The following is a 25,921-nucleotide window of genomic DNA, read 5'->3' as shown; positions in this document are numbered from 1 at the left end:
CGGGTTACGCCGCACTTTCTGGTAGCGACACCCAATCGGGGATATTGACGGTAATTTTTGCGCCGTCGGCCAGAAGTTCATCCCCCTTAGAAACACGTTCCAGACGGATCAGGGCAAGCCCGCCATCGCCATGGACGGAGCGGATGATGCCTGCTTCCTTGTCGCCATTCATGATGGCGGTTCCTGCGGCCGGGGCAGTGCCGGTGATTGTGATGGGCAGCAAACGTTTGCGCACCAGACCGCGGTATTTGGTCCGTGCGGTCAATTCCTGACCCATAAAGCAGCCCTTTTTGAAATCGACGCCATTTAGCTCTTCAAAGCCGTTTTCAAGCAGAATGGCTTTGTCGATTTCAAGTTCTTCGCTGCCATTGGGCAGACCAAGTGACACGCGCAATTGGTGGTAAGTTTCCACATCGCTTTCGGTGGCGCCGATGGCCGCCATTTCAGCCAAGCCATTTTTCGGCAGCAACACACGTGCGCCCATTGCGGTCAAACGCGGATCAACCGCCTTCATCCCGTTGGCAAAGCCTGCGGTGCTGCCCGGCGTGTCGGGCAATGAAAGCGACGAAAGCGCATTCTTGCCAAACACCGCAACCACGTCATAGCTGTCGGTGACATCGGTCAGTTCGACCTTGGCACGGAGTTTATACATGCGCAGTTTTTTGAAAAGATCTGCGGCCCGCGCGCCGTCTTCACCGCGTTCGCATTCGATCAAAAGGCTGTCTTCGTCCTGTTGATAGACAAAGAAATCAAACAGGAATTTCCCCTGCGGGGACAGCAGGGCACCATAGCCGGATTTCTCGGCACTGATGGTTTCGATATTGTTTGATACCAGCCCTTGCAGAAAACTGACGCGGTCAGGACCGCTGACCCGGATCACGGCCCGATCCGGCAGAAGGGCGTAAAAAGTCTCGGTCATATGTATGGGCTCCGGTTTGTCGGAATGGTTTGGCCGAAATGTGGGGTAATTGCACATAATTCGCAAGCCCTGTCTCGTGAACGAAAGCCAGAGTGTGATGTAAGAAAACCCTTCATAAAACGCTGCCGAGCAGATAGAACCAAAGTTATGAAAATCTTGATGCTTGATCATTCCATCGGCTTTGATCCCAAAGATCGTGAAGCCCGCCCGCTAGGGACCACGCAGCGCGCCTTTATTGCGCTCGCCGAGGCCCTTGTCGCCCGTGGCCATAAGGTCGAAGCGCGCCGAAATGGTGGCATCGACAAGGATATGCACGGTGTTGCATGGCGACAACTTGATGCCGAATTGCCGCCCTTTGGCGGCGATGCGGTTGACACGGTAATTGCCTGGCGCGATCCGGCCTTGTTAAGCCACGCTTCGATTCCGGCGGATGCAAAAACAATCCTTTGGTTTGATGGTGATCCGACGAAATTGAACGCCGATGATCTGCGTCTGGTTCTGCATGACAAGGAAGTGCAGATCGTCCTTACCGATGACGCGCAGAAAAAAGGCTTTGAAACCGATCTGGTGAAAAAGCCGATTGTGGTCAAGCCGGGGGCGGTCACGGCCTTTACCATGGCCTCAAACATGCATTGGGCGTTTGAATCGCGTGAAGAAGTGGCGGTTACGGTTGCCAATACCACCACCGGCATCGCCCAGATTGTCCGCATTTGGGAAGCCTATGTGGCGCCCAAGGCGCCCAAGGCGATTTTGGAAATCTATGCCTATGATCTTTTCATGGCGATGGCCGGTGAAAACGATCAGGTCTCTGACGACATCGTTGATCTGGTGCGTTCGGCGATTGACAAGGGTGTTCGGGTGTTACATCCAAAACCCGAAGGCGATATGGCCGAAACGGTGGCCAATGCGCGGGCGTTTTTGCATCACGGAAAATATGGCACAGACTATGCTGGTCAGTGGATTGTCAACGCGCTTGGTGCGGCAACGCCGGTTGTGTCTTATGGCGGGATTGCCAAAACCCGCGTTGAAGATGGCAAAACCGGGTATATCGTTCCCGATGAGGCGGCCTATGGTAATATCACTTGGCAGCTTCTGACCGACCGGTCGTTCTTTTCCACTCAGTCTGAAGCCGCACGCAATGACCGCCGCGAGTGGATCCATGTCGCCGGTGAGCTGGAGAAAATTTAAGCTGTGCGCCTGCTGTTTATTACGTCAAACCGTCTGGGCGATGCTGTCCTTTCGACATCGGTCTTACGCCATTATGTCGAAACCTATCCGGGCATAAAGGTTACAGTTGCCTGTGGTCCGGTGGCAGCCCCGATTTTCCAGACCGTCCCCAATCTTGAGCGCATTATCGAGATGCCCAAGCAAAAACGCGGCGGGCACTGGTGGAAGCTTTGGAAGTCGGTTGCGTTGACCTGGTGGGACGTGATCGTTGATTTACGCGGCAGTGCGACGGCGTATGTTTTGCCGGGGTGGAAGCGTGTTGTGCTGTCTGGGAATGACGATCGCGTTCACCGTGTTGAACAAATGGCCCGTATGATTGGCCTTGAAAAAGGTCTTTATCCCAAAGTCTGGGTCAATCAAAATCATAGGAACCGCGCTTTAGAACTACTGCCTGATGTCGCGCGCAAGGTTCTTGCAATTGGCCCATCGGCTAACTGGGGTGGGAAAACATGGGCCGCGGATCGCTTTGTTGAATTGATCGCTCGACTTCGGGCCGATGACGGGCTTTTGCCGGGCGCGCATGTGCTGTTGGTGGGGGCTCCCAGCGAGCGTGAAGCCGCAAAACCAGTCATTGATGCGGTTCCTGTGGAAGATCGAACCGTGATTTTTGGCGACGAAAACTTGTTGACCGTGCAGGCGTGTCTCGAACGCAGCGATCTCTATATCGGCAATGATAGTGGCTTGATGCATATGGCTGCTGCCACAGGTATCCCAACGCTGGGCTTGTTTGGTCCGACACGTGAACAAAACTATGGTCCTTGCGGTCCAGTTGTTGCTGATGTGCGCACTGATATGTCCTGCGATGATATTTGGGCTTCTGGGGCGACATGGCGATCACACGACACTCTGATGGACAGTCTTTCTGTCGATAAGGTGATTGATGCGGCTGGTGCGCTTCTGGCCAGCGGGGATGGAAACAGATCATGACGAATGCATTGCCAAAATTGACCGTTGTGATCACTGCTCATAACGAGGAAGACCGGCTTCCTAAATGTCTTGCACATGTTGCCTTTGCCGATGAAATCATTGTTCTTTGCGACAAATGCACCGACAAGACCGAAGAAATCGCCAAGGCGTCCGGGGCCAAAACCCTTGTTGGAAGCTGGATGATGGAGGGCGAACGCCGTAACCATGCATTGGCACAGGTATCAGGCGACTGGGTGCTTGAAGTCGATGCGGACGAACATGTGTCTGAACAGCTAGCACGTGAAATTCGTGATGTGATTGTGACCAGTGATTTCGGGTTTCACAATTTGCCGGTTGATAACTATGTCGGGGAGCGTCTTGTGCGGTATGGATGGGGATCATCTTTTGGCAAGTCAGCCTATGGTGGGTTGTTCCGGGCCGGTGGTAAGCACTGGGGGCCGCAAAGTGTGCATCCAGCTGTGACGTTTCAAGGCAAAAAAGGCCCGAGCCTGAACCATCCCGTGCGTCATTATGTTGACCGGAATATTTCGGACATGATCAAGCGTTTGGATAGTTATTCGACAGCACGCGCCGCCGACCTTCGAGACAGTGGCAATATCGGCACATTTGCCAATAACATCCGACGTCTGTTTTCGCGCTTTATCCGGTGTTATGTAGGGCGTAAGGGATATAAGGAAGGTGGGATTGGCTTCCTGACTGCGCTGTTTGCCGGATTGTTCCCGGTCATTTCCTACATCAAGGCCAAATACGAGGATAACTAACCCGATGGCAACAATCGTACTGGCCGATGACGGCATTAAGTTTGACGGGTTTACGTTGTCGCAACGTCCACTGGGCGGGGCGGAAACCGCGTTTATTTCCTTGGCCGAAGGGCTGGCTGCGCGCGGTCATGATGTAACGATCCTTAATCAATGTGACAAAGTTCATGAAAATCACGGTGTGAAATGGCGTCCGTTGGCAGATGGTTTTCCGAAAACGGCTGATCTTTACATCGCCAATCGGGGGCATAAGCTTTTGGGCAAAATGCCAAGTGCCAAACGCACGATTTTCTGGATCCATAATCCGGCGGGATATCTACTGAAATGGCGTTATTTGTCGCGCCTGTGGAAGATTAAACCTGCAATCGTCTTTTCCGGTGGACATCATTTGGCGACCTATCCCAAGTGGGCACCGTGCGGTGAACGGGTTGTGATCCCGTATGGTATTGAAAACCGGTTCATGACAGCAGAGGTTGGACATGACGTGCGTCAGAAACGTGCGATTTTTACCTCCAATCCGTTGCGGTCGCTTGACTGGCTTGTCGATCTTTGGGCCGAGAAAATCCATCCGCTTTCACCTGATGCCGAGTTGCATGTTTTTGCTGGCCCGCAGACTTATGGGGCGGCTGGCGATGAAAAAGCTCAGCGCATGAAGGCCATCCTCGATCATGCCGAAACGCTGCGTGACAAAGGTGTCGTTCTTCGCGGCCCAGTGCCCAAAACCCAGCTTCTTGACGAGATGAGCGAAGCGCGCGTTATGCCTTATCGTGGGGACGTCGGGGAAACCTTCTGTCTTGCATTGGGCGAAGCACAGGCAATGGGCGTTCCATGTGTGGTGCAGGAAGTCGGCTGTGTTGCCGAACGTATTGTTGATGGCCACACCGGTTTTGTTGCCAACCAAGACGACATCTTTGCCAAGCGCACGGCTGAAATTCTCAATGATGACGGTCTCTGGCTAAAACAGCATCAGGCATCGCTTGAGAAACAGCGTGGCTGGGGCTGGGGACAGGCCGCCGAGGCGTTCGAAAGGCTCATCCCGTGACCACGTTACTGCAAACCATGGCTGGAAGTCCGTTTGGCGGGGCAGAGGAATTCTTTGTGCGTCTGGCTTGTGGGTTTGAACGTGTCGGGATTGAGCAGCATTGTGTCGTGCGTCCGAACGAAGGTCGCAACGCGGTGCTTGCTGCCAGTGGCGTGTCGTTTGACGAATTGCCCTTTGGCGGGCGGTTGGATGTACGAACGCCATGGAATTTGCATAAACAGCTCAAACGTCACAAGCCGCGCATTGTCCTGAGCTGGATGAACCGTGCCAGCCGCATGACGCCATCAGGTGACTTTGTGAAAGTTGCGCGGCTTGGCGGATATTATAAACTCAAAAATTTCCGAGATTGTGATCACCTGATCGGCAATACGCGCAATATCTGCGATTATCTTATTGGCGAAGGATGGCCCGTTGATCGCACTCATTATCTGCCGAATTTTGTTGATGCAAAACCCGGTACAGCAATTAGTCGGGCCGAATTTAATACCCCCGATGATGCGCCGCTAATCCTTGGTCTGGGGCGGCTGCATGACAACAAGGGGTTTGATACCCTGATCCGTGCGATGGCTGAAGTACCCGGTACTTATCTTTGGATTGCAGGGGCGGGCGATTTAAAAGATGATCTTCTGAAACTTGCCGGTGAATGCGGTGTTGCAGATCGCGTGCGACTGCTTGGCTGGCGGCGCGATGTTGCCAATCTTTTTGCGACCTGCGACGTGTTTTGCGCATCATCACGGCATGAACCGCTGGGCAACATGGTGATTGAGGCTTGGGCACATGGCAAACCGGTTGTCGCACAGGCAAGCCAGGGGCCGGTTCAATTGATCACGCCGGGTGAAAGTGGTTTGCTGTCGAAACTCGAAGATGTATCTGCCTTGGTGGCAGATTTGCGCGCGGTTCTTGACGACAGAGTGCTTTCAGACACATTGTCACGCAACGGTCGTGCTGCCTTTGAGGCGGACTTCACCGAAGACGTTGTCGTCGCAAAATACAAAGCTTTCTTTGACGAGGTTGCGCTTTAATGTGCGGAATTGCCGGATTTATTGCCAAAGATAAGCAAACCATTGATCCCGAGATTCTGGATCGCCTGCGCAATGCGTTGGGGCATCGTGGTCCGGATGGCGATGGTCGATATGTAAAAGGTCCGGTTGGCTTTATCCAGACCCGGCTGGCGATCATTGATCTTGATACTGGCGATCAACCGCTTTTTCATGAGAATGGCAGCGCACTTATCGCCAATGGCGAGATTTATAATTATGTCGAGCTGCGCCAGAACCTGTGCGAAGCAGGCTTTAAGACCCGTTCAGACAGTGAAACCGCCCTTCGCCTCTATGCTCGTGATGGTATAGATGGTTTCGATCAACTGCGCGGCATGTATGCCTTTGCCCTTCATGATGTGGTAGAAAATCAGGTTGTGCTGTGTCGCGACCCGTTTGGCATCAAGCAGCTTTATTATGTCGAAACGCCAGAGTTCTTTGCTTTTGCGTCCGAGGCACAGGCGCTTGTCGCGGCCGGACTTATTGGCCGGACTGTGCGCGAAGATGCCCGTTCGGAGTTGCTTCAGGTTCAATTCACGACCGGCAGTGACATGATCCTTGATGGTATCAAGCGCCTGTTGCCAGGCGAGACGCTTGTTCTGAAAAACGGGCGTGTGGTTGAACGTCGCCGCCGCCAGGTTCTGGGGGACAAGGGTGTTGTTGGGGCGCGTCTTGATGGTGCCTTGACCCAATGGGACCGCGTGTTTGAAGAGTCTGTGCGACTTCATCAACGTTCTGACGTTGATTATGCGATGTTCCTGTCGGGCGGGGTGGATAGTGCATCGCTTCTGGGCATGATGCATCGCTTGAACGAACGTCCGGTGACGGCCTATACCGCCGCATTTGAGGCATCGAGCGTACATGATGAACGTGAATTGGCCCGCGAAGTTGCCAAGGCCTGCAATGCCAATCATGTCGAGGTTATGTTTTCCGAACGCGATTTCTGGACGCTTTTGCCCGAGGTTGCTGCCAAGATGGACGATCCGGTGGCTGACTATGCTATTCTGCCGACCTACAAGCTTGCAGCCGAGGCCGCACGGGATTTCAAGGTCGTTCTATCCGGCGAAGGCGGCGATGAGCTGTTTGGCGGGTATGGCCGATATCGTTCGGTTATGCGGCCTTTAATCCTGGGCGGGCGGGTCATGCGATCCAAGGGCACCTTTGATAAGATCGATGTTCTGCGCCCCAAAGTTCTTGAAGGCTGGCGCGATGGCATAGCGGCATCCGAAAGCCGTGAAAACCGGGGGAAACGTTCGCGTCTTGCGGTGGCACAGGCGGTTGACTGTTCGGACTGGTTGCCAAATGATTTGTTGATCAAGCTTGATCGCATGCTGATGGCGCATGGACTTGAAGGTCGGACACCGTTCCTTGATCCAATGGTGGCGGACTTTGCATATCATCTGCCAGACCGGCTTAAGGTGCGTAAAGGTGTGGGTAAATTCCTGTTGCGCAGCTGGCTGGAGCGGTGTTTGCCAATGGCGCAACCCTTTGCCAAAAAACGCGGATTTACCGTGCCGGTTGGGGAATGGATTGCCGGGCAGGGTAAGCGCCTTGGCCCGCTGGTTGCCCATCAGGCCGGTGTTCTTGAAATTGCCGATCCTGTTCGGGTGGAAAAGCTGTTCACCACGCCCGGCAAGAAAGAAAGTGCAGCATGCTGGCATCTGTTGTTTTACGCCTTGTGGCATCAGACCAATATTCTTGGCCAGGCGCCGGCAGATGATGTTTTTGATACACTCGCTTCGTAGCCAGTTTGATATCTTGTGAATTTCGAATGCAAATATCGGTGATGCTGGTCAAATTTGATGGCCGATGTATGGCCCGCCGTAAACAAGTGACACGTGATCAAGGGCATGACGCGATCATGCGCGTGGAGCTGAGATTGATCGATTAGGATAGAAGGCTTTTCATGGCGAAAACATCAGCCTGGATGATCGTTCCCAATCTGCTGCGGACATTGATGCGTGGCGATGTGCCCCTGAAATCCAAACTTATTTTGCTGGCAGGACTTGTCTATTTGATCAGTCCGGTTGATCTGTTGCCCGATGTTATTGTTGGCTTTGGGTGGCTTGATGATCTTGTGATTGTGCCGCTTTTGGGATGGCTTTCCTATCGCAGCTTACCGGCACCGGTCCAGCATGATGTCGTGCCTGAAGCTGATGCCGGTGAAAACACATCACGTCGAACCGTTTTATATATGGTTGTTCTTTTGGTGGCCGTCGTGCTTGTGATTTTGCTGGGCAGCGGAGAGGGGGATCTTGCGCCTGTTTCTCCGGTTCTGTCGCAATGACGAAGTGTTTACTGATCCGACCAAGGGCGCATTTGACAGCTGGCTTTGCGCACGAATACTCTTGATCCAAACACATCATGATCGGGAGACGTTCCATGGGCGATGCATTCCGCGCACTTGTTTTGGATCAGAACGACAAGAAAGTCACAGCCGAATTCCGTAATTTGACAACTGATGACCTGCCGGATGGTGATGTCTTGGTTCGGGTCAAATGGTCGACCTTAAATTACAAGGATGGCATGATTTTAAATGGCCTTGGCCGATTGGTGCGCACCTATCCGCATGTGCCGGGGGTCGATTTTTCCGGTGAAGTCGTCTCGTCAAGTGATGCACGGTACAGGCCCGGTGATCAGGTTGTCCTGACCGGTTGGCGCGTTGGTGAAGCCCATTGGGGCGGATATGGTCAAATGGCGCGGGTAAAGGCCGAGTGGCTTGTGCCGTTGCCAGAAGGACTAGACGCGGCACAGGCAATGTCCATCGGGACGGCCGGGTTTACGTCAATGCTTGCGGTTATGGCACTGGAAGAACAGGGCATCAGCCCAAAACAGGATGGCGAAGTTCTTGTAACAGGTGCTGCTGGCGGGGTTGGCTCGGTTGCAGTATCGATTTTGTCGGCCTTGGGCTATCGGGTCGCGGCCTCAACCGGGCGCGCAGAAACCCACGCCTATCTCCGTGAATTGGGGGCGACGACAATTATTGATCGCAATGAGTTGACCGATACCAGCAAACCACTTTTGGCCGAACGCTGGATTGGGGCGATTGATAGTGTTGGCAACACAACCCTTGCGCATGCTCTTTCAGAAATGAAGTATCACGGTGTTGTTGCAGCCTGTGGTCTCGCCGGAGGAGCCGACTTACCGGGGACTGTGATTCCGTTCCTGTTGCGCGGGGTGCGGTTGATCGGAATTGATTCGGTAATGTGTCCCTATGTAACCCGAATTCGGGCGTGGGAACGGCTTGCGAAAGAGCTTCCTATCGGTCAGTTAAATGCCGCAACGACGAAGGTTGCGCTTCGTGATGTTGTGCCATGGGGTGAGAAAATTTTGAAAGGTCAGATCAAAGGTCGTTTGCTGATTGACGTGCAGGATTGCTAGAAGCCTTGGAACCATGCAAAATCAGATACTTTCCGATGTTCAGGCTTTGACGGAAAAATGATTTTAAACGTGGAAATTGCTGCGATGGCTGATCAACGGTTTCGAATTCTTTTGGTCGAAGATAACCCGGGGGATGCGTTCCTTGTCAGAACGCTGCTGGATGAAACTGGCGATCCGTTTGATATTGAACATTGCAGTGACCTTACCTCGGCCCTGACTATTTTAAATGGCGACGGGCCGGGCGCACGGTTCGATGTTGTGTTGCTTGACCTGACCTTACCAAACTCATCGGGTGTCGAGACAATTCGTCGCGTGCGCAGCTGTGCCAATAGCGCCCCGGTGGTTGTTTTAACCGGTCACAAGGACGAAGAACTTGCGTTTGAGGCCCTGCAACATGGTGCGGAAGACTATCTGACCAAGGAATTTCCAGACGGTCGGACAATTCGACGTTCCATCCGGTATGCCATTGAACGTTCGCGGGCCGAACGGGCACTCAAGGAAAGTGAAGAACGCTATCGCAAGCTGGTCGAACTTGCCCCTGAGCTCATTTCAATCCTGAGCGGTGAGGAGATTACTTATATCAATCAGCAGGGGCTCACGATCCTGGGTGCTGAGGATACGACAGAACTTGTTGGTCGCAGCTTTATGGAGATGGTTAATCCATCCAGCCGTGAAATCCTGTCAGAATATATAGAACGCTATCGCAACGGTTACAGCGGTCGGGCAGATTTTGTCATCATGTGCAACCGCCCGGATGGTGAGACAGTTGAACTGGAAGTGTCGGCAATCGCCTTTACCCACGAAGGCGCACCGGCAATGTTGATGCTGGCCGAAGATGTGACGGAAAAACGCAAAGTCGAACGCCAGTTGGTCCAGACATCCAAACTTGCGACACTGGGTGAAATGGCGGCATCAGTGGCCCATGAAATGAACCAGCCGTTGAATGTTATTCGCATGACGGCCGATACCTGTGCGCTTCAATATGATCTTGAGGCTGTAAAACCCGCCTTTCAACGAGAACGCCTGTCTTTGATCAGCGGTCAAACTGAACGCATGTCTGAAATCATCAAGCATCTGCAAATATATAGCCGACCTGATGATGATGACTTTGCCCCGTTTGATCCCATGAAGGCCGTGGGGCGTGCTGTGGACATGATTGAGCATGATTGCCGACTGTCGGGCATCATGATTGATGTGGTGCCACCTGCCCAGATGTGTCGGGTTAATGGCCGTCAGGTGCAACTCGAACAGGTTTTGGTCAATATGCTGACCAATGCGCGTGATGCAATCAATGAGAATGGCGATGATGCCAACAGCATTGGCGGGTTAATCCGTGTCAGTGCGATGATTGATCAAGACGAAAAGTTCCTGAAACTCGCGGTGAATGACAATGGTGGTGGTGTCCCAGAGGCGGCCATTGATCTGCTGTTCCATCCATTTTTCACCACCAAAGACGTTGGTAAGGGAACAGGGCTTGGGTTGTCGGTCAGCTATGGCATCGTCGAGGCGATGGGCGGCAAGATTGATGTGCGTAACGAAGGGGATGGGGCCTGTTTTGAGGTAACTCTACCGGTCGCCCAAATTGGTAAGGAACTCGAAGCGGACAGTGACGAACCGGTGGCAAAAAGTGCGCGAATACATGGTGACTGCGTTGATCGTGCCGGGCGTCAAGCCGTCCGGGTGCTGGTCGTTGATGACGAAATTGATGCGATGGAAATCATTGCTGCTTATCTGGAAGCACAAGGATATTCGGTTTCAGCGGCAACGAACGGTGAGGACGCATTGGCGATCGCCGGGGTTATGCCGCCGACCATTCTGATCACCGATATTCGCATGCCACATATGGATGGCAACAGCCTGGTCAAAGCGCTGCGTGCCCGAAACCCCGCCATGCCAGTTATTGTTATGACCGGGCACCCCGGGGATGCTGAGCGACCAGTTGATGATGATGATGGTGCGGATGCACCTGTCATGGTGATGCCAAAACCCCTTGATCTTCAAGAGCTTCTTGGCATTCTTGATGAGCTTGCTGAAGTTTACGGTGAATAGAAAACCGTTGGGGCGTAAATAAGATGGCGAACTATAATAATAACAAAGCCCGGCAATTTTGCCGGGCTTTGTTGTGAGTGTCGTCGTTTGCGTTGCGCTCAGGTCAGGCTTCCCAACCGAGCTGCATGGCAATTTTAACAGCCTGTGTACGGTTGGCGGCACCAAGCTTTTTGAAAATACCCGTCAGGTGAACTTTGACGGTGATTTCACGCACAGTAAGCTGCTTGGCTATTTCCTTATTCGATAAGCCTTTGGTCAGCAGAGCAAGAACTTCGCGTTCGCGATTGGTCAACTGGCGTAAAGGGTTGTCAGGTGACAGGCCATCCAGATCAATCTCGCCAGGACGCATTTTCGTGCCGTCATCTTCAAGCAAAGCTGATGGAATATATTTTTCACCTGACATGATCAAACGCAATGCATTGATCAGTGATTTTCCCGACAAGGTTTTTGGCAAATAGCCAGAGGCACCATGTTCGAGCGCATTTAAAACGTCACTGCGCTTAACTGATCCAGACAGAATGACAACCGGAATTTCCGGGTGCTTTTGACGCATGACGGTCAAGCCTGAAAGGCCGTTCATCCCCGGCATGTTCAAATCAAGAATGGTCAGCTCGACTTGCGTTTCCCCGTCAACAACTGAAAGTGCCTCGGCAAAATCTTTTGCTTGTGAGACCTCAACTTCCGGCGCCGCCGTTTTAAGGAAGGAAGTGATCCCGTCTCTGACGAGGTCGTGGTCGTCTGCTAGCAGGATGTTCATTTTTGTGCCGTACCCGTTTTTGTCCGAGCTTAGGACATGTGTCCGTCCGCGTCAGAAACGCGACCGCACCCAAGATACGGAATCGCGTAAATCTATAATGTTTAGTTCAAGCGTCCCCCCCGGACGCGCGCGCAGCATTCAACAAAATGGGGGGCCTGTCAAACGGCAGGATAGTTTCTGGTTTTCTGAACTATCCCATTGAATAGGGTATTATGTTCAAGGGTAGATGTTCTGTCGCGCTTTGCATAGTATATGGGGAGCGGAAGCAGACTTCGCGAGGTCCAAAATCAAATAGAAATCGAGATGCCCTGTCTCGCGTCGTTCCCGTTTTCGTTGTTAGACGCAATGGATTCTATCGGTTTAGGCAATTCGTCGCTGGCTTGCGCTGTCGCACGTTGTAAGCTTGCCTGACGGAAGGCCGCCATATCGGCACCGGACGGTGCATTAGGGGCAAGTGCTGCGTTCTGCAAGGTTGCCAGTGCGCGATCACGATCCGCCGCAGATCCAGTCATTGACACACTAACATCAACGTGCCCGCCGATTGCATATGCTTTGCCATCTGGCCCAATCTGATATTCATACTGTGGCGCAGACCCATAAGGACCCGCTGCGGCGGCATGGGCTTTTTCTTCTTGCTTGACTGCAGAATCACGCGATTGCAACTGTGCAACAATGGCCTTTTCCGCCGGATCAAGGTCTGTATTACCAGAAATGCTGCTGTTCGTATTTTGACCGGCTTGTTCTTCACTGGTTTCACGCGCCTGACGATACTCCGCACGGCTAACACCGCCCGCAACGGCTTGTGCTTCCGTCAGGGTACGGGGATCAACGATGCGTGTCCTTGCCGCGTCACTGTCTTGGCCTGCAATTGCATAGGGCGATGAACGCTTCGTACTCGACGATGTAACTTCGACAGCGTCGTACTCGGCCAAAACGCGCCCGTCAGCGGTTCGTGCGATCTCCTGAACATTCAGGATTACGCCCATTCCGCCGACATTCGGGTTGGCAATGGTTTGACCGGTTGCAATCATATGAAACTGTAAACTCTAAGCTTAACGATGTACTGCATACCCCAAAAGAATAGCAGATAATGATCTTTCTGTCTTGTGCATGATTTACGGGCCAGATTGAGGGGTTCTCGTGTCTTGCGAAAAGGGGGCCTTGCTGCTATCAGAATGACCGAATTTAAAGTGCCATGACAGTTATCGTTCATAAACACATCAGACAGGAATTCCGAGGAACATGCTCGACTTTGCCATTCCCGCCCATGAAAAGGTGCTGGTTACCGGTGCTGCCGGTTTTATTGGATCGCACCTTTGTCTGAAGCTGCTTGAGCAAGGGACGACTGTTGTTGGCCTTGATAATGTCAATGACTATTATGACGTGAACCTCAAGAAAGCCCGTCTAGCGCGGATTGAAGGCAAGCCGGGTTTCAAGTTTGTCCGCATGGACCTTGAAGACCGCGGCGGTATTGCCGACCTGTTTGCAACGGAAAAGCCGACCTATGTTGTTAATCTGGCTGCTCAGGCTGGTGTGCGGTATTCAATTGAAAACCCGCATGCTTATATTGATGCCAACCTTGTCGGGTTTACCAACATCCTCGAAGGATGCCGCCATAACGGTGTGAAGCATCTTGTATATGCCTCAAGCAGTTCGGTTTATGGCATGAACACTGAGATGCCGTTCTCGGTCCATCACAATGTCGATCACCCGATCAGCCTGTATGCGGCGTCGAAAAAGGCAAATGAACTGATGGCCCATACCTATAGCCATCTCTATAGCTTGCCAACGACCGGACTGCGGTTCTTTACTGTCTATGGTCCGTGGGGGCGTCCGGATATGGCGCTTTTCTTGTTCACCAAGGCCATTCTCGAAGGCAAACCGATCAACGTGTTCAACCAGGGTAAAATGCGCCGCGACTTCACCTATGTCGATGACATTGTCGAAGGTGTCTATCGTTGCATCTCGACCGTGGCGGAACCAAATGCGAACTGGAATCCGCGCAATCCGGACCCGGCGACCAGCTCGGCTCCTTACCGCGTGTTTAACATCGGCAACAATAGCCCGGTCGAGCTGATGCATATGATCGAAACACTTGAGAAAGCGCTGGGCAAAACGGCAGACAAAAATATGCTGCCGATGCAGGATGGCGATGTTCCGGCCACCTACGCCGATGTGGATGCCCTGACTGATGCCGTTGGTTTTAAACCGGAAACCTCAATCGAGACCGGGATTGGCAATTTTGTTGCGTGGTACCGGTCCTTTTACGGATAAACGAAATTGAAATTTGCCGCCATTTTTGTACTGTTCGCCAATGCGTTCTCGGCGGGCATGATGTTTCTGGCCAGCGTGTTTATTTCACGCTATGGCGGCAAAGACCTTTTTGGCTTCTTCAGTGTCGTACTTGGGTTGATTATCTCGGCTGCTCCTGTCGCGACGTTTGGCATGGATACCGCGATTGTAAGGTTTTTACCGAAATACCGCGCTGACGGTCAGGGCCAGTTGGTTAGCGGTATGCAGCGGTTCGTTTTGCTGTTCGCAACCGTATTGTCGACACTGGGCGGAATTATCCTTGCAATCATCCTCATTAAGTTCCGGAACTACGATTTAAATATCGGAGTAGCGGCGGGCGCATGTTTGCCCCTATCTGTGATCATGGTTGTTCTGCAAGGAACCATTCGGGCAGACGCCAACGTGTCGCGTGCGGTGGTCAGCGAAGCCGTCATTCGACCGCTGGTGTTCGGGCTGTGCCTGCTGCTGATGTATTTCTGGGTTTTGAACGAACTTTCGCTTTTGACCATTGTGATGTCTTATGCGGTGGCTCTTGGGGCTGGTGTTCTCGGCTCGCTGTTTCTGGTGGTGCAAGGCGGCCACATAAAATGGAAAGACCGCTTCCATCCGGCAATGGTGGATGTTCGGCTGTGGTTGCAGTTGGGGCTGAATGTTCTGTTTTCAAAACTTGGCGTTGCCTTGCTCAATCAGGCTCCGGTTATTATTGCCGGTGTGACACTCTCTGCCTTTGATGCAGGTGAAATTGGGGCTGTTATTCGTTTGTCGATGTTGGTGGCTTTTGCGCTGACGGCTGTAAATTCAGTTGTTTCACCGTTTCTTGCGCGCGCCATGGCCAAGGATGACAAATGGGAACTACAGTCGCTTGTCGCGCGTGCAACCGCATTTTCAATGCTTGTCGCCATGCCTGTCTGTTTGGGGTTCTTTGTCTTTGCCCCTTGGTTGCTGTCATTGTTTGGCGATGATTATAGCCGCGCCGTACCATACCTACGCATGATGCTGATTGCCTATGGCATTCAGGCGGCCTGTGGGCCGAGCGTGGCATTACTGAACATGACCGGCATTCACCGCGCCATGACCAAGATTGTGAGTATCTGGGCCGCGATTACGATGGTCGGTTTGTTCGTTGCGATGAACCAGGCGGCTTTGTATGGAGGTGTGATTGTCGCGGCCATATCTGTTGCCGGGTACCCGGTTTTGCTGGCTATCTTGTGTAATAAAACGCTTGGTGTTGATCCCTCTATATTGTCGTTGCGGTTTCTCGCTCGTTAATGCATGTGATCCTTCAACGTTGACCTGCTGAGGCCCAAGTTCTAGGTGCAATTGTTCAATTGGGTTCATATCCTAAACACAATGCACATCCCCATGATGCAGGTTTTCATCTCATATCTGTTACGCCTGTTCCATCAGGCCAAGCAGGAAGTCATGCATTTCTCGAATGTTGTTTTGTTGCCTGTGATAGAGTTCTTCTTGTCTGGCAAGGTTTGAACGTGCCTGTTCCAGCCTGAGCTGATATGCTTCCTCGACGTTATGGTCAGGATACCAGCGTTCTGAAAACTCCCGTCGTGTCGGCGCATTTTGGTGATTGTAGCGGTGAACATCGACATTGGGATAATGGCGCGATACGGCATCTGTAATATAGTCCACGCGCGCTTGCCCACTCAGGCCTAGCAAGTCTGCCTGATCATTGAATTTCCGCATATAGCTTCCGGCATCATGCGTTACCAAGCCTCCATTTTTGTAAACGTACCCCAGAATCTGATCGCCGTTGGAAAACACTGTCCTAACGTCTGACTGCGTATCGGGATGGTTTGCTTTTGTGTTTTCAACACTTCTTTGTGCATGCTCCAGCGCGGTCTCAACAGACTCGCGCAGTCGCGGGATAATGGTCTGCTGACCTTCAAGCCACTTTTCAAAGGTGGGGATCGCTGCTTCATACTGATCGGCGGAAACTTCGGTGGCAATACTGCCGTCTTCATTTTGGATCGTGCGTGGGGTGTATCCGTCCTCACGCATTGCTGCGATACGTTCGCGCATCGGTGCATAGGACTTTTCGTAGTATTGCTTGAGATACGGACGCATTTCCGGGTCGGAATACATTTCCTCGCTGAACGATGTATGTGTCGCGTTTGAGGAAGGTGACGTTGCCGTATAGTGCGATACTGCAGAGCCAGCGTTATAGGCATTTGTTTGGATGGTCATAGTGCGCTCCTCTATCATGTAGAGTAAGAAGGTGGAGCAATTTCTATGCCATTTTTGCATGTAAAAGTTGTCGAAAGTATCGGGAAAATTAGTGTAAAACTATACCAAGGGGACGCAAGCCTATCAAAAGAATAGGCAGAAATTGCAGGTTGAACGCCCAAAAGGTTTGAGCAGCCAATAACGCATGGGACTTGAATCAAAAGATTACATTTGGGGAAATGGTGCTGCCGGAGAGATTTGAACTCTCGACCTCTCCCTTACCAAGGGAGTGCTCTACCCCTGAGCTACGGCAGCTTATGCGGGTCGCTTAACGGGCAAATGGTGCTGCTGGGGAGATTTGAACTCCCGGCCTCTCCCTTACCAAGGGAGTGCTCTACCCCTGAGCTACAGCAGCATTAAGCCCTTTGCGGTGCGGGCGGGTTATAGGCCACGTATCCGTATTTGGTCAAGCCCGAAATAGGCGAAGTTTTTCGAATGTTCAAACATCGCAGCTTTTTGCCCTGCTTTCGTCAAGATCGGCTGTAATTTTTCGCCTGCTGTTTTATAACGTCCCGACATCTTCCCGATCATATCAACCGGAAACCGGATCACATTATGACTGCAAAGAAATCCGACATCCGCCCGGCGGTGAATGAGGAACGCCAAAAGCGCGAAGCCGAAGCCCTGCGCGCCAATCTGGCCAAGCGTAAACAGCAGAAGCGCTCACGACAGGATGCCGGGGAGGCGACAGAAAAAGACCGTCCCCAATCGGATGATGAGAAGAATTAGGCATCCGTCACAGGCATCGTTTGGTTGATCTTCATGCTGTGTGGCGGGTAAAACGAATATCGCAGTATGGCGCAGTGTCGCGCAGGGACCTTCACAGTAAACAAGGGTGGTAAAATGTCGGTAAGACCTGATCACTGGATACGCCAAATGGCGCAGGAAAAAGGCATGATTGAACCGTTTGTTGACGGTTTTAAACGCGATGGTGTGATTTCCTATGGGGTTAGTTCCTATGGCTATGACGCGCGGGTTGCCGACGAGTTCAAAATTTTTACCAATGTCTGACTCGGCGATTGTCGATCCCAAGGATTTTTCCGATGACGGGTTTGTTAACCGCAAGACCGATTGTTGTGTGATCCCGCCCAACAGTTTTGCCTTGGCGCGTACGGTGGAATATTTTCGCATTCCACGCGATACGCTGGTGATCTGCCTTGGCAAGTTGACCTATGCGCGGTGTGGGATCATCGTCAATGTCACCCCGCTTGAGCCGGAATGGGAAGGGCATGTGACATTGGAGTTTTCAAATACTACACCGCTTCCGGCCCGCATTTATGCCAACGAAGGAGCGTGCCAGTTCATTTTCCTGAAAGCCGAAAGCGAATGCGATACCTCCTATGCGGATCGCGCAGGAAAATATATGGGCCAAAAAGGTGTCACGCTGCCGCGCCTGTGATAAAGGCATGGCAACATATTCGGCAGTGATACGCCAAGACACGGTTTTGCTGCGCGCAAAGACGCAGCACAATGAGGATTGAATGGATAAGATCAAGATTTCCGGTGGTCGCCGGCTGCAGGGTAAAATCGCTATTGGCGGTGCCAAAAATGCGGCCCTGCCGTTGATGGCAGCAGCCCTTTTGACAGATGAGACGCTGACACTCTCAAACCTGCCGCATCTGGCTGACATCACGTCGATGGCCAATTTGCTGGCCCAGCATGGTGTCGCGCTGCATCTCAATGGTCATGCACCCAATGGCGGGCATACGGGCCGCGTTCTGGAAATGACCGCCAAGGAAATCATCTCTACGACCGCGCCTTATGATCTTGTACGCAAGATGCGCGCATCTGTTCTGGTTCTGGGGCCAATTGTTGCACGTTGTGGTGTCGCCCGTGTTTCGCTTCCCGGTGGTTGTGCGATTGGCAACCGTCCGGTTGACCTGCACCTTAAGGCACTTGAAGCTATGGGGGCTGAAATCCACCTGACCGAGGGCTATATCGAAGCCCGCGCACCAGAAGGCCTTAAGGGCGGGCATGTTCTGTTCCCGCAGGTGTCTGTTGGTGCGACGGAAAATGCCCTGATGGCGGCATCCCTTGCCGATGGTGTTGTCACCATTGCCAATGCGGCCCGCGAACCCGAAGTTTCCGATCTGGCCCATTGCCTGGTTGCGATGGGGGCCGAGATCGAAGGCATCGGCACCGATACGCTTAAAGTCACCGGTAAGCCGCGCCTGCATGGGGCGGAATACTCGGTGGTACCTGATCGGATCGAAACCGGCACCTACGCGATTGCCGCGGCAATTACCGGGGGCGATATTGAACTGACCGGTACGCGGCTTGAGCTGATCGACAGTCTGGTCGATGCCATGCGCAAGGCCGGGGTTGAGATCGAAGAAACCGACGATGGCATGAAGGTGCGCGGCAACCGCGCAACCCTTCGCGGCGTTGATGTCATGACTGAACCTTATCCCGGTTTCCCGACTGATATGCAGGCGCAGTTCATGGCGCTGATGTCGGTGGCCAATGGCGCATCCATGATCACAGAGACGATTTTTGAAAACCGTTTCATGCATGTGCCGGAACTCAGCCGCATGGGTGCGGACGTCAACGTCCATGGTCGTTCGGCCATTGTGCGCGGCAGTGCGAAACTGTCGGGGGCCGAAGTGATGGCAACCGATCTGCGTGCATCGGTGTCGATGGTGCTTGCGGGCTTGGCAGCCGAGGGGGAGACGGTTATTAACCGTGTCTACCATCTTGATCGCGGCTATGAGCGACTGGAAGAAAAACTGAGTTCCTGCGGGGCGCAGATCGAACGTGTCCGGGTGCCGGTCTAAAGACGGTTCGTGATTGGATTGCGATCCGGACAGTACATAACGCGTAAGGCGACTGATTGATGAGTGACGAAAAGCTGGTGCTGGCCCTGCCAAAGGGGCGCATTCTTGACGAGGTAATGCCGCTGGTGCGATCCGCCGGGATCGAACCGGAAGCCGCATTTGATGATCCCAAATCCCGTGCACTTCGGTTTGCCACCAATCATCCGCATATCGATATCATTCGCGTGCGCAGCTTTGATGTTGCAACTTTTGTTGCCTTTGGTGCCGCCCATATCGGGGTGTGCGGCAATGATGTTCTGATGGAATTTGACTATCCCGATATCTATGCGCCGCTTGATCTTAATATCGGGCATTGCCGTCTGGCTGTGGCCGAGCCCGAAGAAATGATCGACGGTGATGATCCATCGCGCTGGTCGCATGTGCGTGTTGCAACCAAATATCCCAATGTGACGCGCAATCATTTTTCCAAACGCGGTGTTCAGGCCGAATGCATTAAACTGAACGGCGCGATGGAACTGGCACCGACCCTTGGTCTGTGCCGTCGCATTGTCGATCTGGTATCGACGGGCAATACGCTTAAGGCCAATGGCCTGCGCGAGATTGAACATATTGCCGATGTGACGTCACGCCTGATCGTCAACCGGGCCGCGCTTAAAACCCGTCCGACCGATGTTCAGCCATGGATTGACCGTTTCTCCGAGGTGCTCAATGCCGCTTAAGCTTTCCATTACCGATGCCGGGTTTGAGGAAGATTTCGTCAAGCTTCTGGGCATGAAGCGCGAATCTGATGCCGATGTGGATGCGGCTGTTGCCAACATCATTGCCGATGTGCGCGCACGTGGTGACGAAGCGGTATGTGAATATACCAACCGCTTTGACCGTCTCAATATTGATGCCAGCGGCATGGCAGTGACGCCGGCCGAGGTTGATGCTGCGTTACACGAAGTTGATGCCGATTTGCTCAAATCGCTGGAACTTGCTGCAACCCGCATTCGCTCCTATCACGAAAAGCAGATGCCAGCCGATGAACGCTACACCGATGAAACAGGTGTTGAGCTTGGTTGGCGGTGGCGGGCTGTTTCGGCGGCCGGTCTTTATGTGCCCGGCGGTCTGGCATCTTATCCGTCATCGGTTCTGATGAATGCCATCCCGGCCAAGGTTGCCGGGGTTGAGCGTCTTGTCATGGTGGTACCAACCCCGGACAATAAAATGAACCCGCTGGTGCTGGCTGCGGCCCGCATCGCCGGTGTGGACGAGATTTACCGCATCGGTGGTGCGCAGGCGGTTGCGGCCCTTGCCTATGGTACGCAAACCATTAAGCCGGTTGATAAGATTGTTGGCCCGGGCAATGCCTTTGTCGCGGCGGCAAAACGCCGCGTATTCGGGCAGGTCGGCATTGATATGATTGCCGGTCCATCGGAAATCCTTGTGGTCGCCGATGGCAGTAATGACCCGAGTTGGGTGGCTGCAGACCTTTTGTCGCAGGCTGAACATGACCCGGTTGCGCAATCGATCCTGATCACCGATGACGCCGGTTTTGCCGACCGTGTGCAATTTGCGATTGACGCACATCTTGAAAAATTGCCGCGTGCGGAAATCGCAGGGGCAAGCTGGCGCGACTTTGGTGCAATTGTCTTGGTGGAAAATCTGTCGCAGGCTCCGGCCCTTGTGGATCGGATCGCCCCGGAACATCTGGAATTGGCGGTGGATGACCCGGACGCACTGGCAGAAGACATTCATCATGCCGGTGCGATTTTCCTGGGCCGTTACACGCCAGAAGCCATTGGTGACTATGTTGCCGGGCCAAACCACGTGCTGCCAACCGCCCGTTCGGCACGGTTTTCTTCCGGTCTTGGTGTGCTTGATTTTGTTAAGCGGTCATCGCTGATCAAATGTACCCCGGAAAGCCTGGCCAAGATCGGACCAGCGGCAATTGCGCTTGCGGAAAGTGAAGGTTTGCAGGCACACGGACTTTCAGTGGCGATCCGGTCAAACCAGATGTAAGCTGTGTTATGCTGTTGCAGTGCAGCGTGTAAGGGGACCGCAGGGAGAGAGCCATGGCAAAGAACCAATGTATCGCTGGTATCTATCTTGACGAAAAGTACAAGGTGCGTCGCCGTCCCGAGGTCGAACACGAACAGGCTGTGGCGATTTATGACCTGCTCGAAGACAACCATTTCGAGCCTGCTGGCGGGTTCGAAGGGCCGTATTCGGTACATATGCGCATCGAAGAAAACCGCATCTATATGGATGTGCGCGGCGATGATGACAGTGAAAACCTGACCACCATTCCCGTGCCATTATCGCCGTTTCGCCGCATCGTCAAAGATTACTTCATGATCTGCGAAAGCTATTATGACGCGATCAAAAAAGCCAGTGCATCACAGATCGAAACCATTGATATGGCGCGCCGCGGATTGCACAACGAAGGGTCAGAGCAATTGCGCGAGCTTCTGGCCGAGAAGGTGACAGTGGATGAAAATACTGCACGTCGCCTGTTTACCCTGATTTGCGTCCTTCACATCCGGGGTTAAGGCACAGTGGCAGAAGAGCTTCCCGGATCGGTTCTTTTTGCCTGTAGTTTCAATGCCGTTCGTTCGGTGATGGCGGCAGCCATCATGCGCCATTATCACGGGACACGCATTTATGTTGAAAGCTGCGGTCTGCGTGCTGGTGAGGTGGATGGTTTTGCCATTGCCGTGATGGATGAAATCGGTCTGGACATTTCCTCATACAAATCCAAAACGTTTGATCAGCTTGAAGACGGGTTCTTTGACCTCATCATAACCATGTCACCAGAAGCCCAGCACCGTGCGGTCGAAATGACCCGTACCATGGCCTGTGATGTGGAATTCTGGAATACCTTTGATGCCACCATTGTCGAAGGATCGCGTGAAACGCGGCTTGAAGCCTACCGTCAGGTGCGCGATCAGATCAAAAAGCGCATCCTTGATCGTTTCCCGGTCGGACCTTCGCCAAAAGTCTGATTATTTGTTTTGGGCAAGATCGGTGAACGCGTCACCATCAAGAACAAATATCGTTTCATCATCGGCAGGACGCATGCCGAGTTTTTCATAGAACAGCTGACCGATGACGTTTTGGGCATCAACTGACAGCCTGATATAGGTTTTGCCTTGCGCATGCGCCTGTTTGGCAACAGCTTGAACCAGATTGCGCGCAAGACTGCCCCAAGGCTGTGCCCCGCGATGAGGCGGGGCGACATACAGGTCCTGAATATAAAGCCCGGCCTGTCCACGGAACGTTGAATAGCTTGGGAAATACAGACAAAGCGCAACCGGAGTGCTGTTTTCGGTCGCGATCATGGCCTCAAAGGCGGGGTCATTTCCAAACCCGTCCCGGACAAGATCGTCTGGACTGCTTTTAAATTTGTCCTCGCATCCGGTCGCAGCAGCAATCTGAAACAGCATTGCATGAAGGGCCGGGGCATCATCCTTTTGTGCCAGACGGATTTCAGGCTGGTTCGGTGTTGACATGGCGGTTGGTTCCAAAAGGGGCAAGAATGCGAAAGACTCCAGACAATAGAACCGATTAGACACCCCAGCAAAGAGCCAAAACCATAGGCAACCATCATAAGCCGTCGCAACACGGGCCTATAAACGCGTAAACTACCGTTGCCATGCCATGTATGCAGTGCTGGAACGCCGAGGGGGTGGTGTGAAAGGACTTGACCTTTTGCCCGGTTCAGAGCAGTTTGCGCCCCACCGGTATTTTGATATTGCAATACGAAAGCTAGGAGTCACATGGCTAAAGAAGACGTTATCGAGTTTCAGGGCACTGTCGTTGAACTTCTGCCCAACGCGATGTTCCGCGTGAAGCTGGACAATGACCACGAAATCCTTGCTCATACCTCGGGCAAAATGCGTAAGAACCGTATTCGTGTTCTCGCAGGGGACCGTGTCAGCGTCGAAATGACCCCTTATGACCTGACCAAGGGTCGTATCACCTTCCGTTTCAAGTAATCTGAAACCTGTTTACAGCGTAAATTGACCTTGTCTGGCGTGCGGTTTACCTTTGCGCCCAAGGGCAATTGTTCTGTGTATGGAACGCGTGTGACAAGGTCACATCGCGAACCAAGGGTAAAGATCCGACATCCGGGAGCCGCGTCTTGTCGAAACTGATACTGGCCTCTGCATCGCCGCGCCGTCTTGAGCTGCTTGCGCAGATCGGAATTGTGCCAGATCAGGTTGCCCCGGCGGATATCGACGAAACGCCAGCGGCCGACGAAAGTCCGCGCCGACTTGCCTTGCGCCTTGCCGAAGAAAAAGCCCGTGCCGTTGCCAAAAGCAATGGCGGGGCTTTTGTCCTTGCTGCCGATACTGTTGTTGCTTGTGGAACCCGCGCGCTGGGCAAGGCATCCGATGAACGCGAAGCGCGCAAATTCCTGACCCTTCTTTCCGGGCGCCGCCATCGTGTTTTCGGCGGTGTCTGCCTGATCGCGCCGGATGGCACTGAGCGGTCCCGCGTGATCGAAACACAGGTTAAATTCCGGACCCTCGGTACCGAAGACCTTAACCGTTATCTTTCGCATGACGAATGGAAAGGCAAGGCAGGTGCCTATGCCATTCAGGGCCATGCGGCGACCTTTATCAAGGCGATTTCCGGCTCCTATTCCAATGTCGTCGGGCTGTCGCTCTGTGAGGTGGACGGCCTCCTGCGTGGTCTTGGCTACCCCGTCAAAGAGGCCTGATCATGACAGCTGGCGTACCCCCAAAAGGCCGCCTGCTGATTGACGCTGTTGCGCTTGAACGGCGCATTGCCTTTATTGAACAGGGGCGCCTTTCGCGTCTTTGGATTGATCGTGGTGGGCCCGCACGGTTTGACCTTCATCTTGGCCGGGTGTCAAAGGTTCTGCCGGAAATGGCGGCGGCGATGGTCGCCCTTAAGGGGCTTGATGACGGTCTGTTGCCGTTTGATCGCTATACCGGGCCACTTCATGAAGGCCAATGGGTGCTGGTGCAGATTTCCCGGCTTGGCTTTGAAGACAAGGGTGTGAAGCTCACCGGGCGGATTGCCATCGAAGGGCTGGGCATGATCCTGCGCCCGCACGGCAAACAGATCGAACTCCCCCGCAAACTCAAGGACGAAGGCCGTCGCGCCGATTTGGTGCGTCACCTCAAATCGCTTCAGGCCGAAGATGATGGCATCATGCTGCGCAGTCATGCCCTTGAGTGGGACGGGGCAGCACTGTCGGGTGAATATCAACTGTTGCGCCGCCAATGGCAGGCCGCGACCGCAGCGCTGGCTGATCCCAAAAAAACACAACGGATATCGCCTGCCCAGTCTGAGGTCGATCAGATGATCGAACGCCACCTGATGGCAGGTGGCGAATGCACTGTCGATGGAACGAATGAATTTGTGCGCCTGCGCGGCATTTTAAAGGCCCGTGGTGTGCTAGACGACAGTCTTGCCCGTCACACTGGGACACAACTTTTGTTTGGCGCCAGTGATCTTGAAATCGATCTTGAAGACGAGATGAACATTGCGTTGTCGTCACGGGTGGAACTTCCGGGTGGGGGCTGGATCGCGATTGACCCGGCAACCGCCCTTTGTGCGATTGATGTGAACGCGGGTGGGGCCGATGCAGGCCGCGATAGTGAAGCCCGCGCGATTGAGCTCAATGCTCGTGCGGCCACAGAAATCGTTCATCAAATCCGTTTGCGCAATATTGGCGGATTGATTGTGATTGACCCGTTGCGGGTGAAATCGCGTGCCGGACGTGACAGGTTTGAAGCCGTTCTGCGCGAAACTTTCGGGGCCGAGCTTGATGGTTCGGTTCAAATTGGCGGGTTTACGCGACTTGGTCTTTTTGAGTTTAGCCGCCAGCGGTCGGGCGAATCGCTTGGCGAGCGGATGCAGGTAAAGTCAGATCCACGCAGACTTTCAAACCAAACGGCGCTTAATGCGGTTATTCGTCATGTGATTGGTGACTGTCGCAACGGTCTCGTCGGGGCGGTTAAGCTTTATGTGGCCCCGGTGATTGCCGAACGACTTGCGTTGAATGAAAATGGTGCAGATATCTTGCGAAATGAATTGGGGGTTAACCCTGAAATCATCGCAGACCCGATGCTAAGTGAAGATGCCTACCGGTTGGAGAAAAAGACATGACAGAAAAAAACACAGCAAAAACAGCAGGGTCTGGCTGCCCTGTTTGTGACAAGCCGGTTGAGGAACAATACAAGCCGTTCTGCTCGAAACGCTGTGCCGATCTTGACCTTGGGAAATGGTTGAATGAAAGCTACGCAATTCCCGCAGCCGATCCGCCCGAGTATCTCGAAGACCTTGAAGATGAAGAAGAATTTTAACGGGAAAAAAAATGCGATTTGAGTTTGGACAAGCCCCAAAGGAGTTTGTATAACCCGGCTCGTTCCGCAGGGGACACTCTGGAAACAGAGATGAAAGATTAAGATGCCCAGATAGCTCAGTTGGTAGAGCAGTGGACTGAAAATCCGCGTGTCGGTGGTTCGAACCCGCCTCTGGGCACCATCTTTCATAAAACAAA

The 25,921-nt window shown here is 53.2% G+C and carries 26 protein-coding genes, 3 tRNA genes and 1 pseudogene; 23 read left to right on the top strand and 7 right to left on the bottom strand.

Annotated elements, in window-relative coordinates:
- Positions 1-4: 4 nt before the first annotated feature.
- A complete protein-coding gene (gene ygfZ / locus AC0VXT_RS15105) occupies positions 5-919 on the bottom strand; it encodes a CAF17-like 4Fe-4S cluster assembly/insertion protein YgfZ (protein WP_475546068.1) in 915 nt (304 codons plus the stop codon).
- A gap of 159 nt (positions 920-1,078) precedes the next feature.
- Between ygfZ and AC0VXT_RS15100 the strand changes: the two genes are divergently transcribed.
- The 9 genes from AC0VXT_RS15100 (at position 1,079) to AC0VXT_RS15060 (ending at position 11,340) form a co-directional block, all read left to right on the top strand.
- Positions 1,079-2,107: a glycosyltransferase gene (locus tag AC0VXT_RS15100; protein WP_475546067.1), complete on the top strand. Its 1,029-nt coding sequence runs from the start codon at positions 1,079-1,081 to the stop codon at positions 2,105-2,107.
- A 3-nt stretch (positions 2,108-2,110) separates the two neighbouring features.
- Positions 2,111-3,073 carry a glycosyltransferase family 9 protein gene (locus AC0VXT_RS15095; protein WP_475546066.1) on the top strand — a complete coding sequence of 321 codons (963 nt, stop codon included), beginning with the start codon at positions 2,111-2,113 and terminating at the stop codon, positions 3,071-3,073.
- On the top strand, positions 3,070-3,834 hold the full coding sequence (locus AC0VXT_RS15090) for a glycosyltransferase family 2 protein (protein WP_475546065.1): 765 nt from the start codon (positions 3,070-3,072) through the stop codon (positions 3,832-3,834). Before AC0VXT_RS15095 ends, AC0VXT_RS15090 begins: the two co-directional genes overlap by 4 nt.
- 4 nt (positions 3,835-3,838) lie before the next feature.
- Positions 3,839-4,873 (top strand): glycosyltransferase family 4 protein, encoded by a 1,035-nt coding sequence (locus AC0VXT_RS15085; protein WP_475546064.1) that lies wholly within the window; start codon positions 3,839-3,841, stop codon positions 4,871-4,873.
- Entirely contained in the window at positions 4,870-5,895 is a 1,026-nt protein-coding gene (locus AC0VXT_RS15080; RefSeq protein ID WP_475546063.1) for a glycosyltransferase, read from the top strand. Before AC0VXT_RS15085 ends, AC0VXT_RS15080 begins: the two co-directional genes overlap by 4 nt.
- Complete coding sequence (gene asnB, locus AC0VXT_RS15075) at positions 5,895-7,655, top strand: asparagine synthase (glutamine-hydrolyzing) (protein ID WP_475546062.1); 1,761 nt, start codon at positions 5,895-5,897, stop codon at positions 7,653-7,655. Before AC0VXT_RS15080 ends, asnB begins: the two co-directional genes overlap by 1 nt.
- Positions 7,656-7,816: 161 nt before the next feature.
- Positions 7,817-8,197, top strand: coding sequence for a YkvA family protein (locus AC0VXT_RS15070; RefSeq protein WP_475546061.1), 381 nt, complete (start codon positions 7,817-7,819; stop codon positions 8,195-8,197).
- 95 nt (positions 8,198-8,292) lie between these two features.
- Positions 8,293-9,291, top strand: a complete 999-nt coding sequence (acuI, locus tag AC0VXT_RS15065; RefSeq protein WP_475546060.1) for an acrylyl-CoA reductase (NADPH) — start codon at positions 8,293-8,295, stop codon at positions 9,289-9,291.
- An 84-nt stretch (positions 9,292-9,375) separates the two neighbouring features.
- Positions 9,376-11,340 carry a hybrid sensor histidine kinase/response regulator gene (locus tag AC0VXT_RS15060; RefSeq protein WP_475546059.1) on the top strand — a complete coding sequence of 655 codons (1,965 nt, stop codon included), beginning with the start codon at positions 9,376-9,378 and terminating at the stop codon, positions 11,338-11,340.
- Positions 11,341-11,443: 103 nt separating this feature from the next.
- On the opposite strand, the gene AC0VXT_RS15055 is transcribed toward AC0VXT_RS15060, so the two are convergent.
- Both AC0VXT_RS15055 and AC0VXT_RS15050 read right to left on the bottom strand, forming a co-directional pair.
- Entirely contained in the window at positions 11,444-12,097 is a 654-nt protein-coding gene (locus AC0VXT_RS15055) for a response regulator (RefSeq protein ID WP_101299739.1), read from the bottom strand.
- Between the two features lie 287 nt (positions 12,098-12,384).
- Positions 12,385-13,128: a putative metalloprotease CJM1_0395 family protein gene (locus tag AC0VXT_RS15050; protein ID WP_475546058.1), complete on the bottom strand. Its 744-nt coding sequence runs from the start codon at positions 13,126-13,128 to the stop codon at positions 12,385-12,387.
- Between the two features lie 211 nt (positions 13,129-13,339).
- On the opposite strand from AC0VXT_RS15050, the gene AC0VXT_RS15045 reads away from it, so the two are divergent.
- Positions 13,340-14,371 carry an NAD-dependent epimerase gene (locus AC0VXT_RS15045; RefSeq protein WP_475546057.1) on the top strand — a complete coding sequence of 344 codons (1,032 nt, stop codon included), beginning with the start codon at positions 13,340-13,342 and terminating at the stop codon, positions 14,369-14,371.
- A gap of 6 nt (positions 14,372-14,377) precedes the next feature.
- Positions 14,378-15,658, top strand: a complete 1,281-nt coding sequence (locus AC0VXT_RS15040) for an oligosaccharide flippase family protein (RefSeq protein WP_475546056.1) — start codon at positions 14,378-14,380, stop codon at positions 15,656-15,658.
- A gap of 120 nt (positions 15,659-15,778) precedes the next feature.
- Here the strand turns inward: AC0VXT_RS15040 and AC0VXT_RS15035 are convergent, their stop codons facing one another.
- The 3 genes from AC0VXT_RS15035 to AC0VXT_RS15025 form a co-directional block, all read right to left on the bottom strand.
- Positions 15,779-16,588 (bottom strand): hypothetical protein, encoded by an 810-nt coding sequence (locus tag AC0VXT_RS15035; RefSeq protein WP_475546055.1) that lies wholly within the window; start codon positions 16,586-16,588, stop codon positions 15,779-15,781.
- A 219-nt stretch (positions 16,589-16,807) separates the two neighbouring features.
- Positions 16,808-16,882: transfer RNA gene (locus AC0VXT_RS15030), tRNA-Thr, on the bottom strand.
- Positions 16,883-16,907: 25 nt separating this feature from the next.
- Positions 16,908-16,982, bottom strand: a tRNA-Thr gene (locus AC0VXT_RS15025).
- A 200-nt stretch (positions 16,983-17,182) separates the two neighbouring features.
- On the opposite strand from AC0VXT_RS15025, the gene AC0VXT_RS15020 reads away from it, so the two are divergent.
- The 7 genes and pseudogenes from AC0VXT_RS15020 (at position 17,183) to AC0VXT_RS14990 (ending at position 22,388) form a co-directional block, all read left to right on the top strand.
- On the top strand, positions 17,183-17,356 hold the full coding sequence (locus AC0VXT_RS15020; protein WP_165792265.1) for a hypothetical protein: 174 nt from the start codon (positions 17,183-17,185) through the stop codon (positions 17,354-17,356).
- A gap of 114 nt (positions 17,357-17,470) precedes the next feature.
- Positions 17,471-18,026, top strand: a pseudogene (gene dcd, locus AC0VXT_RS15015) (dCTP deaminase).
- Between the two features lie 82 nt (positions 18,027-18,108).
- Positions 18,109-19,401: a UDP-N-acetylglucosamine 1-carboxyvinyltransferase gene (gene murA, locus AC0VXT_RS15010; RefSeq protein WP_417823097.1), complete on the top strand. Its 1,293-nt coding sequence runs from the start codon at positions 18,109-18,111 to the stop codon at positions 19,399-19,401.
- A 59-nt stretch (positions 19,402-19,460) separates the two neighbouring features.
- Entirely contained in the window at positions 19,461-20,120 is a 660-nt protein-coding gene (gene hisG / locus AC0VXT_RS15005) for an ATP phosphoribosyltransferase (protein WP_022733003.1), read from the top strand.
- Positions 20,110-21,405 carry a histidinol dehydrogenase gene (hisD, locus tag AC0VXT_RS15000; protein WP_475546054.1) on the top strand — a complete coding sequence of 432 codons (1,296 nt, stop codon included), beginning with the start codon at positions 20,110-20,112 and terminating at the stop codon, positions 21,403-21,405. The genes hisG and hisD overlap by 11 nt, the downstream gene beginning before the upstream one ends.
- A 53-nt stretch (positions 21,406-21,458) precedes the next feature.
- Positions 21,459-21,935, top strand: a complete 477-nt coding sequence (locus tag AC0VXT_RS14995; RefSeq protein WP_022733005.1) for a UPF0262 family protein — start codon at positions 21,459-21,461, stop codon at positions 21,933-21,935.
- A 6-nt stretch (positions 21,936-21,941) separates the two neighbouring features.
- Positions 21,942-22,388 carry an arsenate reductase ArsC gene (locus AC0VXT_RS14990; protein ID WP_101299756.1) on the top strand — a complete coding sequence of 149 codons (447 nt, stop codon included), beginning with the start codon at positions 21,942-21,944 and terminating at the stop codon, positions 22,386-22,388.
- On the opposite strand, the gene AC0VXT_RS14985 is transcribed toward AC0VXT_RS14990, so the two are convergent.
- On the bottom strand, positions 22,389-22,895 hold the full coding sequence (locus AC0VXT_RS14985; protein WP_475546053.1) for an N-acetyltransferase family protein: 507 nt from the start codon (positions 22,893-22,895) through the stop codon (positions 22,389-22,391).
- Between the two features lie 267 nt (positions 22,896-23,162).
- On the opposite strand from AC0VXT_RS14985, the gene infA reads away from it, so the two are divergent.
- The 5 genes from infA to AC0VXT_RS14960 all read left to right on the top strand — a co-directional run bounded on the left by infA (position 23,163) and on the right by AC0VXT_RS14960 (position 25,905).
- Positions 23,163-23,381 (top strand): translation initiation factor IF-1, encoded by a 219-nt coding sequence (gene infA / locus AC0VXT_RS14980; protein ID WP_007092059.1) that lies wholly within the window; start codon positions 23,163-23,165, stop codon positions 23,379-23,381.
- A gap of 146 nt (positions 23,382-23,527) precedes the next feature.
- On the top strand, positions 23,528-24,109 hold the full coding sequence (locus AC0VXT_RS14975; RefSeq protein ID WP_475546052.1) for a Maf family protein: 582 nt from the start codon (positions 23,528-23,530) through the stop codon (positions 24,107-24,109).
- A gap of 2 nt (positions 24,110-24,111) precedes the next feature.
- Positions 24,112-25,527 (top strand): ribonuclease E/G, encoded by a 1,416-nt coding sequence (locus AC0VXT_RS14970; RefSeq protein ID WP_475546051.1) that lies wholly within the window; start codon positions 24,112-24,114, stop codon positions 25,525-25,527.
- Positions 25,524-25,724 (top strand): DNA gyrase inhibitor YacG, encoded by a 201-nt coding sequence (locus AC0VXT_RS14965; protein ID WP_475546050.1) that lies wholly within the window; start codon positions 25,524-25,526, stop codon positions 25,722-25,724. Before AC0VXT_RS14970 ends, AC0VXT_RS14965 begins: the two co-directional genes overlap by 4 nt.
- 105 nt (positions 25,725-25,829) lie before the next feature.
- A tRNA-Phe gene (locus AC0VXT_RS14960) sits at positions 25,830-25,905 on the top strand.
- The last annotated feature ends 16 nt before the right edge of the window (positions 25,906-25,921 follow it).

The sequence above is a fragment of the Thalassospira sp. Z349TD_5 genome (assembly GCF_056173045.1).
This window is presented reverse-complemented; position numbering and strand designations above follow the sequence as displayed.

Coding starts and splice junctions, on each gene's coding strand:
- ygfZ (WP_475546068.1), bottom strand. CDS start 919: ATGACCGAGACTTTTTACGCCCTTCTGCCGGATCGGGCCGTGATCCGG.
- AC0VXT_RS15100 (WP_475546067.1), top strand. CDS start 1,079: ATGCTTGATCATTCCATCGGCTTTGATCCCAAAGATCGTGAAGCCCGC.
- AC0VXT_RS15090 (WP_475546065.1), top strand. CDS start 3,070: ATGACGAATGCATTGCCAAAATTGACCGTTGTGATCACTGCTCATAAC.
- AC0VXT_RS15085 (WP_475546064.1), top strand. CDS start 3,839: ATGGCAACAATCGTACTGGCCGATGACGGCATTAAGTTTGACGGGTTT.
- asnB (WP_475546062.1), top strand. CDS start 5,895: ATGTGCGGAATTGCCGGATTTATTGCCAAAGATAAGCAAACCATTGAT.
- AC0VXT_RS15070 (WP_475546061.1), top strand. CDS start 7,817: ATGGCGAAAACATCAGCCTGGATGATCGTTCCCAATCTGCTGCGGACA.
- acuI (WP_475546060.1), top strand. CDS start 8,293: ATGGGCGATGCATTCCGCGCACTTGTTTTGGATCAGAACGACAAGAAA.
- AC0VXT_RS15060 (WP_475546059.1), top strand. CDS start 9,376: ATGGCTGATCAACGGTTTCGAATTCTTTTGGTCGAAGATAACCCGGGG.
- AC0VXT_RS15055 (WP_101299739.1), bottom strand. CDS start 12,097: ATGAACATCCTGCTAGCAGACGACCACGACCTCGTCAGAGACGGGATC.
- AC0VXT_RS15050 (WP_475546058.1), bottom strand. CDS start 13,128: ATGATTGCAACCGGTCAAACCATTGCCAACCCGAATGTCGGCGGAATG.
- AC0VXT_RS15045 (WP_475546057.1), top strand. CDS start 13,340: ATGCTCGACTTTGCCATTCCCGCCCATGAAAAGGTGCTGGTTACCGGT.
- AC0VXT_RS15035 (WP_475546055.1), bottom strand. CDS start 16,588: ATGACCATCCAAACAAATGCCTATAACGCTGGCTCTGCAGTATCGCAC.
- AC0VXT_RS15020 (WP_165792265.1), top strand. CDS start 17,183: ATGACTGCAAAGAAATCCGACATCCGCCCGGCGGTGAATGAGGAACGC.
- murA (WP_417823097.1), top strand. CDS start 18,109: ATGGATAAGATCAAGATTTCCGGTGGTCGCCGGCTGCAGGGTAAAATC.
- hisG (WP_022733003.1), top strand. CDS start 19,461: ATGAGTGACGAAAAGCTGGTGCTGGCCCTGCCAAAGGGGCGCATTCTT.
- hisD (WP_475546054.1), top strand. CDS start 20,110: ATGCCGCTTAAGCTTTCCATTACCGATGCCGGGTTTGAGGAAGATTTC.
- AC0VXT_RS14995 (WP_022733005.1), top strand. CDS start 21,459: ATGGCAAAGAACCAATGTATCGCTGGTATCTATCTTGACGAAAAGTAC.
- AC0VXT_RS14985 (WP_475546053.1), bottom strand. CDS start 22,895: ATGTCAACACCGAACCAGCCTGAAATCCGTCTGGCACAAAAGGATGAT.
- infA (WP_007092059.1), top strand. CDS start 23,163: ATGGCTAAAGAAGACGTTATCGAGTTTCAGGGCACTGTCGTTGAACTT.
- AC0VXT_RS14970 (WP_475546051.1), top strand. CDS start 24,112: ATGACAGCTGGCGTACCCCCAAAAGGCCGCCTGCTGATTGACGCTGTT.
- AC0VXT_RS14965 (WP_475546050.1), top strand. CDS start 25,524: ATGACAGAAAAAAACACAGCAAAAACAGCAGGGTCTGGCTGCCCTGTT.